Source organism: Burkholderia sp. Bp9142, assembly GCF_003853415.1.
Lineage (GTDB): Bacteria > Pseudomonadota > Gammaproteobacteria > Burkholderiales > Burkholderiaceae > Burkholderia.
Map to the genome: position 1 here is coordinate 57,644 of NZ_QTPP01000044.1, position 8,492 is coordinate 66,135.

General features: G+C 66.6%; 10 protein-coding genes. 4 read left to right on the plus strand and 6 right to left on the minus strand.

Translation table 11 applies throughout. The features are described 5' to 3' along the window. From DIE22_RS32430 to gcvA, 3 genes are all read right to left on the minus strand, one after another. Entirely contained in the window at window positions 1-1,062 is a 1,062-nt protein-coding gene (locus tag DIE22_RS32430) for an alkene reductase (protein WP_124606971.1), read from the minus strand. Between the two features lie 73 nt (window positions 1,063-1,135). Next, window positions 1,136-1,444 (minus strand): ArsR/SmtB family transcription factor, encoded by a 309-nt coding sequence (locus DIE22_RS32435; protein WP_012366423.1) that lies wholly within the window; start codon window positions 1,442-1,444, stop codon window positions 1,136-1,138. Window positions 1,445-1,588: 144 nt separating this feature from the next. Further along, a complete protein-coding gene (gene gcvA / locus DIE22_RS32440) occupies window positions 1,589-2,488 on the minus strand; it encodes a transcriptional regulator GcvA (RefSeq protein WP_124606972.1) in 900 nt (299 codons plus the stop codon). Between the two features lie 119 nt (window positions 2,489-2,607). On the opposite strand from gcvA, the gene DIE22_RS32445 reads away from it, so the two are divergent. Further along, window positions 2,608-3,312: an SDR family oxidoreductase gene (locus DIE22_RS32445; RefSeq protein WP_124606973.1), complete on the plus strand. Its 705-nt coding sequence runs from the start codon at window positions 2,608-2,610 to the stop codon at window positions 3,310-3,312. Window positions 3,313-3,395: 83 nt separating this feature from the next. Here the strand turns inward: DIE22_RS32445 and DIE22_RS32450 are convergent, their stop codons facing one another. The 3 genes from DIE22_RS32450 to DIE22_RS32460 all read right to left on the minus strand — a co-directional run bounded on the left by DIE22_RS32450 (window position 3,396) and on the right by DIE22_RS32460 (window position 5,947). Next, window positions 3,396-4,535, minus strand: a complete 1,140-nt coding sequence (locus tag DIE22_RS32450) for a patatin-like phospholipase family protein (RefSeq protein ID WP_124606974.1) — start codon at window positions 4,533-4,535, stop codon at window positions 3,396-3,398. 102 nt (window positions 4,536-4,637) lie between these two features. After that, on the minus strand, window positions 4,638-4,979 hold the full coding sequence (locus DIE22_RS32455; protein ID WP_124606975.1) for a cupredoxin domain-containing protein: 342 nt from the start codon (window positions 4,977-4,979) through the stop codon (window positions 4,638-4,640). Window positions 4,980-5,002: 23 nt separating this feature from the next. Continuing rightward, window positions 5,003-5,947, minus strand: a complete 945-nt coding sequence (locus tag DIE22_RS32460) for a metallophosphoesterase (RefSeq protein WP_124606976.1) — start codon at window positions 5,945-5,947, stop codon at window positions 5,003-5,005. 255 nt (window positions 5,948-6,202) lie between these two features. Here DIE22_RS32460 and DIE22_RS38390 point away from each other — a divergent pair, with 255 nt between their 5' ends. The 3 genes from DIE22_RS38390 to DIE22_RS32470 all read left to right on the plus strand — a co-directional run. After that, window positions 6,203-6,340, plus strand: coding sequence for a hypothetical protein (locus tag DIE22_RS38390; RefSeq protein ID WP_185640740.1), 138 nt, complete (start codon window positions 6,203-6,205; stop codon window positions 6,338-6,340). Window positions 6,341-6,391: 51 nt separating this feature from the next. Further along, window positions 6,392-8,146 (plus strand): ABC transporter permease subunit, encoded by a 1,755-nt coding sequence (locus DIE22_RS32465; protein WP_124606977.1) that lies wholly within the window; start codon window positions 6,392-6,394, stop codon window positions 8,144-8,146. Between the two features lie 11 nt (window positions 8,147-8,157). Then, window positions 8,158-8,492, plus strand: a 335-nt coding sequence (locus tag DIE22_RS32470) for an ATP-binding cassette domain-containing protein (protein WP_124606978.1), incomplete at its 3' end; no start/stop codon positions are given.

The window sequence follows — 8,492 nt, forward strand, 5'->3', positions numbered from 1 at the left end:
TCAGGCCGCGTCGCTGAGTGCCGGGTAGTCGGTGTAACCCGTTTCGCCTTCGGCGTAGAACGTCTCCGGCACCGGCTTGTTCAGCGGTGCGCCGAGTTCGAGACGGCGCGGCAGGTCCGGGTTCGCGATGAACAGCTTGCCCCATGCGATCGCATCGGCGTTGCCGCTCGCGAGCGCGTCCCGCGCGGATTCGAGCGTGAACTGCTCGTTTGCGATCAGCGGGCCGCCGAACGCTTCCTTCAGCCGCGGGCTCAGGTGGTCGCCCGAATACGACTCACGCGTGAAGATGAAGGCGATCTTGCGGCGGCCGAGCTCGCGCGCGACATGGCCGAACGTTGCAGCCGGATCGGAGTCGCCCATCGTGTGCGCATCGCCGCGCGGTGCGAGGTGCACGCCGACACGGCCCGCGCCCCACACGTCGATCGCCGCGTCGACCACTTCGAGCAGCAGGCGCGCGCGGTTCTCGACCGGGCCGCCGTAAGCGTCGGTGCGGTGATTGGTGCTGTCCTGCAGGAACTGGTCGAGCAGGTAGCCGTTCGCGCCGTGGATCTCGACGCCGTCGAAACCGGCCTTCTTCGCGTTCTCCGCGCCCTTGCGATATGCGGCGACGATGCCCGGGATTTCATCGAGTTCGAGCGCGCGCGGCGTCACGTACGGACGCTGCGGGCGCACGAGGCTGACGTGGCCGCCCGCGGCGATCGCGCTCGGCGCGACCGGCAGGGCGCCGTTCAGGAACACCGGATCGGAGATCCGGCCGACGTGCCACAGCTGCAGCACCATGCGGCCCCCGGCCGCGTGCACGGCCTGCGTCACGCGCTTCCAGCCTTCGACCTGCTCGTCGGACCAGATGCCGGGGGTATCCGCATAGCCGACGCCCTGCGGCGTGACCGAGGTCGCTTCGCTGATGATCAGGCCGGCCGATGCGCGCTCGGCGTAATAGCGGGCCATCAGGTCGTTCGGCACGCGCGTCGCGCCCGCGCGGGAGCGGGTCAGCGGTGCCATCACGATGCGGTTCGGCAGGGTCAGGTCGCCGAGGGTAACGGGGTCGAACAGGGTGGGCATGGCAGATAAACCTCTTCACGAAAGGCGGGGTGGCCGTCGCGTCGTGCGCGGTGGGTGGCCCGCATGGCCTGGGTCAGAGTTCGCGGCGCAGAGCGTCGAGAAATGCGTCGATGACGGCCTCGTTGCGCCGGAAGAACGCCCACTGGCCGATCCGCGTCGACGTCACGAGCCCCGCGCGCTGCAGCGTTGCGAGGTGCGCGGAGACGGTCGACTGCGACAGCCCGCAGCGCGCGTCGATCTGCCCGGCGCAGACGCCGTGGTCGTACGGCAGCGTCTGCTCGGGGAAATGCGCGCCCGGCGTTTTCAGCCAGACGAGGATTTCCCGGCGCAGGGGGTTCGAAAGCGCTTTCAGGATCGCGTCGATGTCGAGTTCGGTCGGCATGGAAGGGGCGTGGTGTTTCGGCGTTCGTTGGGAACGCCGGCGCAAACAGGTATCGTCGATGGGCGAATCATATATCGGGAAAAGACGATATGAATGAAGACACTGACACAGGTAGGGTTGTTGATCGGTCGCGATTTCAGCCGATCACGCTTTCCCATACTGCGCAAACAGCCAGCGGCGCATGGCCTGGAGCGCTTCCGAATGCGCATTGGCCTGCGGGAAGACGACGTAAAACCCGAGCGACATCGGAAACGAAAAATCGAACACGCGGCGCAGCCTGCCTTCCGCGATGTCGCGCTCGACGAGCGGCTCGCTGGTCAGCGCGATGCCTTGACCGGCGACCGCGGCGTCGATCGCGAGCAGCGACTGGCTGAATCTCGGCCCTTTCGTCGGATCGGCCTGACCTTTTCCACCGAGCTTCTCGATGAACTCGGGCCACAGATCGTGCGCGTCGTGCAACAGGGGATGCGCCGACAAGTCCGCGGGCGTGCGGATCGGCGGGCCGCCGTCGAGCAGTGTCGGGCTGGCGACGGCGAAGATGTCGAGCGGAGCCAGCAACTCCGCGGCGAGGCCGGCCGGGAATGGCGGCTTGCTCAGTCGAATCGCGATGTCGACGCCGTCGGCCCGAAACGACGCGAGCCTTTCGTCGGCGATGACGCGAACCTCGATGTCGGGGTGCAGTCGGCCGAAGTCCGCCAGGCGCGGAATCAGCCACTTCGACGCGAATGACGGCGTCGTGCTGACCGCCAGAACCGTGGGGCGCTGGCCCAGGGCGTCCGTGGCGTCGGAGATGATCTGCAGCGCGCGCTGGACCGACGAAAAATACTCGAGCCCTTCGCGCGTCAGCGCAAGCCCCCTGGGCAAGCGCCGAAACAGCTGAACCGCCACGACGTCCTCCAGATGCCTGACCTGCTGCGCCACCGCACCTTGGGTCACGCCGAGTTCGTCGGCGGCCAGCCGGAAATTGAGGTGGCGCGCGGCGGCCTCGAACGCGCGCAGCGCATTGAGCGGCGGGAACCGGCGGGTACGCAACAGAGCGGTCATGCAGCAGAAATTCTACAGGGTGGATGGAGAAATCATCGTTCGACAATTCGATTATAGGGTCCTAGAGTAGCGCTTTGGAACGATGATCACGGCGCTGAGCCGACCTCCGGGAGAGCGGGATGACTGTAGAGAAAGTGGCTTTGGTGACGGCGGCGGGCAAGGGCATGGGTGCCGCAATCGCGCGCGACCTCGCGAACAACGGTTATCGCGTCGCGCTGATGTCGCCGTCCGGCAGCGCCGTCGAGCTGGCCAGGGAACTGGGTGGTTTCGGCATTGCGGGGTCCGTCACCGAAGACGCCGACATCGAGCGTTTCGTCAACGAGACACTCGCGAAGTACGGCCGCATCGACGCGGTCGTCAATAACACCGGACATCCGCCGAAGGGCGACTTGCTCGCCATCGAGGACGACAAGTGGCACGAAGGGCTCGACCTGATCGTGCTCAACGTCGTTCGCGTGCTGCGCCGGGTGACGCCTGTCTTCCTGACGCAGGGCGGCGGGGCTGTGGTCAATATTTCGAGCTTCGCGGCCGACGCGCCCGAACAGGCGATGCCGGTGTCCTCCGCGCTGCGCGCGGCGCTGAGTTCGGTCACGCGCCTGTATGCCGATCGGTATGCGAAGGACAACATTCGCATCAATTCGGTGCTGCCGGGCTTCATCGACAGCTGGCCGGAGACGCCCGAGATCGTTGCCCGCATTCCGGTCGGCCGTTTCGGCAAGACGCAGGAGATCGCGCAGACCGTGAGCTTCCTGCTGTCGGACGGCGCTGGCTACATCACCGGGCAGAACATTCGGGTCGACGGCGGCATCGTGCGCGCGCTGTAAGCCGGATCGGGGTGGGCAGCGCGACGCGCCTGCTCGCGCGGGCTCGTCGCCGGGCCGAACGAATGTCCCCGGCCCACGCTGGGTCAGTTATGCCGTTCGCCGATCCTGTTCTCTTCCGGACTCCAGACGCTGAGCCCTTCCGTCGGATCCAGCGGCAGCTCCCACGGGCGCGCGGCGATCGCCTGCATCGTTGCGTCGAACCCGGCCTGGCGGCGCGCCGCGATGCCGTCCGGCGTGAAATCGATGTCCTTCCACTGATCGTCGCCGTCGAGGCGCGGCGCCGCGAGCTTGATCACGTGCATCGTGGTCTGGCAGCCCCACGCGGCGAGCGCCTGCACGTCGGGCGACTTGCGTTCGGCCTCCGGCAGCCGCATGACCAGTTCCTTGATCACGTGGCGCAGCCCGTGAATCTGCTGTTGGCGCGCGATGTTGCTGTCCGTGCGGCTCGCGTACTGGATGTCCTTCTGGCGCTCCGACACCTGCCAGATGCTTTGCGGCTCGGGCCCGACCGGATTCCACATCTGCACCGAGAAGATGATCGAGCTGCGGCGCGGCGCGTCGTCCAGCACGACCTCGACCGGCGTATTCGAATAGACGCCGCCGTCCCAGTAGGGCGTGCCGTCGATCCGCACGGCCGGGAACGCGGGCGGCAGCGCGCCCGAGCTCATCACGTGATCGAGGTCGAGCGGCCGGTCGCGTGAATCGAAATAGCGCATCGTGCCGGTGCACGCGTTGACCGAGCCGACGGTGAGCCGCGGCCGGCGCGCGTTCAGCAGGTCGAGATCGATCAGCGACGCGAGCGTGTCGCGCAGCGGCTCGACCAGATAGTACGACGCGTGCTCGACGCCGACGCGCGCGAGCGGCCCGAGCCATGCGGCGGGATTCGGCCGGAAGAATCCCGGGATGCCGGCGCCGATGACCGCGAGCTCGGCGCCGATCTTGTCCCAACTGGTGGGGAAGCCCGGCACGTTCACGGCGGGCCGTTCGGTCACGTGGCGCCAGAATTCGGCCATCCGCTGCGCGCGGTGTCCGGGCGCGTTGCCGGCGATCAGCGCCGCGTTGATCGCGCCGATCGACGTGCCGATGACCCAGTCGGGCTGGATGCCCGACGCGTCCAGCGCCTCGAATACGCCGAGCTGGTATGCGCCCAGCGCACCGCCGCCCTGGAGCACGAGCACGACCTGGCCCGGCAGTTTCGGGTGTGCGGGTTGACTTGCCGTCATCGCTTTCCTCGCAGTCGGTGACGGCCGGTGGGTTCCGGCCGGTTGGAACCAGTGTAGGCGATCGGCGGGTTCTGCCTTGCGATGTCGACGAGTCGCGCCGCGTCATTCCACGGTGATGGTCTCCTTCATGTACGGATGAATCCCGCAGAACACCTTGTACACGCCCGGCTTGTCGAAGCGAAACGAGTAGGTCTCGTCCTGGTCGAGCGCGGTCGAATGGAAGATGCCCGCGTCGTTGACGACGGTATGCGGTTCCGCGTCGAGGTTCTTCCACGTGATCGTCGTGCCGGCCTTGATCGTGGTCGACATCGGCGAAAACATGAAATTGCGGATCGTCACGAGCGGGCCGGTCGGGGTTTGAGCGAACGCGGCGAGCGGCGTGCCGGCGGCGGCCGCGCACAGGATCAGCGCGGCTCGCAGCATCGAGGGCTTGAAGAAGGTCATGTCGGTCTCCTTGCGTGTCCGGATCAGGCGAGCGTCGTGTCGCGCAACGACGCTGTCGTAGGATGGCCGGCGAAATCGACGGTCGTTACGCCGAGCATCGCGGGCAGCCGGTCGCGCGGCACCGTGAGCGGCACCGGGCCCGGGCCGTTGCCGGCGGTCGGCTGCGGGAACGCGGTCGAGCGCGCGGTATGGAACGTCACGTTGCCCTCGACCTTCGACACGATCTGGTGGATGTGCCCGTTCAGCACGGTGACCGAGCCGAAGCGGCGCAGCAGCGCCATCGTCTGCGGCGCGTCGCCGGTGCCCCAGCCCCACGGCTCGTAGATGGTCCACATCGGCATGTGCGAGAACACGACGATCGGCGTGCTCGACGACTGCCCCTTCAGATCCTGCGCGAGCCATGCGAGCTGATCGTCGCCGAAGCTGCCGAGCCCGTTTGGCTTGAAGTGCATCACGTTGACGAGCGCGACGAAGTGCACGCCCGCGTGATCGAAGCTGTAGTAGCCACGGTTGTCCGACGCCTTGCCGAACCGGCTGAAATATTCGGCGCCCGAACCGTCGGTCACGTCGTGTTCGCCGGGCACCGTGTGCAGTTCCGGCACGCGCAGCCCGGACAGCAGCTGCGACGCATGGTCGAATTCCTCCGCTTTGGACAAGTGCGTGATGTCGCCGGTATGGATCGTGAGCGCCGGCGCGGTGGGCATCCCGTTGACGAGGTCGAGGGTCTGCCGCAGCGTGGCCGCGACGTCGGGATTCGCGTCCTTGTTGAAGCCGATATGCGTGTCGCTGATCTGGACGAACAACGGCCGGCCCGCCTTCGCGGGGAGCGCGGTGCCGCTTTGCGCGAGCGCGAGATCGAATGGCGTGAGGATGCCGCCCGACAGCGTAAACAGCGTGCCGAGTCCGCCGAACGCCATGCATTGCAGGGCCTTGCGGCGCGACGGGCGGGTAGGGGTCGATGAAGACATGGGAGCCTCGCAATCGTATGACGTAACCGGACGGCCGGATCGTCCGGGAATAAGCCGGCGCATTCGCATGCCATACCGGCGCGGCGACGGATTTATTCCCGCGTGTTACGAGGTTGGACACCGCTGCTCGCCGCTTTCGGCGCGATGACGAAGCACCGACGCATGACGTGTCAATGTCCTGTAAGTGACACGTCACAGTTGCGTCATCCGCGCCCGATAGCCTGCGACACCGAATCACCTTCTCCGGAGCCCCTCATGCTGAATCTCGCGGCAACGGAAGCCAGCGGTGCGGCCAGTCATCGCACGCACATCATCAGCCTCGCGCCGCCGTGTCCGGCTGCGGGCGATCGTCGGCCCGACGCGCGGGAATGTGTTCCGCGCCGCACCCGCTGACGCGGCGATCGGCCGCCCCCATCGATTTTCAATTCGACCAAGACGCTACCGATGGATATCCGTTTCTTCGACCCGAATCGCACCGCCAACGCATCCGCGTGGCGCGTGCTCCCCAATCGCTGGGACGCGGTCGCATTTCCGTTGATCATCGGCATACTCGCGATGGCGATCGTCGGCTTCCATCAGACGCTGGCGCCGATCGCGACCCTGCAGAGCCAGAAGATCTCGCTCGATCCGTCGAACCTGCCTGAATACGCGTTGCGCACCACGCTGCGCATGCTCGCCGCGATGGTGGCCTCGCTCGTGTTCACGCTGGTCTATGGCACGCTCGCCGCGAAGAGCCGCCGTATCGGCATGGTGTTGATCCCGGTCCTCGACATCCTGCAGTCGGTGCCGGTGCTCGGCTACATCTCGTTTACGGTCACGTTCTTCCTCGCGCTGTTCCCGGGTCGCGTGCTCGGTGCCGAGCTGGCCGCGATCTTCGCGATCTTCACGAGCCAGGCGTGGAACATGACGTTCAGCTTCTACCAGTCGCTGCGCACGGTCCCGCGCGACCTGAGCGAAGTGTCGCGCGGCTTTCACCTGACGCCATGGCAGCGCTTCTGGAAGCTCGAGGTGCCGTTCTCGATGCCGGGGCTGATCTGGAACATGATGATGTCGATGTCGGGCGGCTGGTTCTTCGTCGTCGCGTCGGAGGCGATCACCGTCGGCAACCAGACGATCACGCTGCCGGGAATCGGCGCATATCTCGCGCAGGCGATCTCGGACAAGAACCTCGGCGCGGTGGGCTGGGTGATCGTCGCGATGTCGGTCGTGATCCTCGCGTACGACCAGTTCCTGTTCCGTCCGCTCGTCGCGTGGGCCGACAAGTTCCGGATGGAGAACACCGCGTCGGGCGATGCGCCGCAATCCTGGCTGCTCGACATGATGCGCCGCACGCACCTGATCCATCAGTTGCTGGTGCCCGCCGGCTGGCTGCTGTCACAGGCCGCGCGGATTCCGTTGCGCGCGCCGTCGCTCGCGCTCGCTCGCTCGCGTGCTGCGTCGGTGCGCGGTTCGTCGCGCATCGGCGATATCGTGTGGGGCACGTTCGTCATCCTGATCACCGTGTACGTTGCATGGCGCGTTGTCAGCTTCGTCGCGACCGGCGTGACGATGACCGAGGTCGGCCATGTGCTGGTGCTCGGGCTGATCACGCTGCTGCGGGTGCTGGTGCTGATCGCGATCGCGTCGGTGGTCTGGGTGCCGCTCGGCGTGCTCATCGGGCTGCGCCCCGCGCTCGCCGAGAAGATCCAGCCGCTCGCGCAGTTCCTCGCCGCGTTTCCGGCCAACCTGCTGTTCCCGGTGTTCGTGATCGTGATCGTCCGCTTCCACCTGAACGCGGACATCTGGCTGTCGCCGCTGATCGTGCTCGGCACGCAGTGGTACATCCTGTTCAACGTGATCGCCGGCGCGATGTCCTATCCGAACGACTACAAGGAAGCGACGAAGAATTTCCGCATTCGCGGCTGGCAGTGGTGGCGCCAGGCGGTGCTGCCCGGCATCTTCCCGTACTACGTGACCGGCGCGATCACCGCGTCGGGCGGCGCGTGGAACGCGAGCATCGTGTCCGAGTTCGTGCAGTGGGGCGACACGAAGGTCGTCGCGCACGGCCTCGGCTCGTACATCGCGCAGACCACTGCCGCCGGCGACTTCCCGAAGATCATCCTGGGCATTGCCGTGATGTCCCTGTTCGTTACCTTGTTCAACCGTCTGCTGTGGCGTCCGATGTATGCCTATGCGGAATCCCGGCTCCGTCTCGATTGAGAGTAAGCGCGATGCAAAATTCGACCGTTATCAACGCCCCCGTCAAGACGTCCCAGCCGCTGCAGCCGCCGCGGCTCGGCGAGGAAATCCTGCGTGTCGATCACGTCTGCCGCGGCTTCAACAAGACGCAGGGCGAACTGCTGGTGCTCGACGACGCGAACCTGTCGCTGCGCGAAGGCGAGATCGTCGGGCTGCTCGGCCGTTCGGGGTCGGGCAAGTCGACGCTGCTGCGGATCATCGCCGGGCTGATCGAGCCGACCGGCGGTGAAGTGACCTATCTCGGCAAGCCGCTGCGCGGCCCGGCCGAAGGCGTCGCGATGGTGTTCCAGACCTTCGCGCTGTTCCC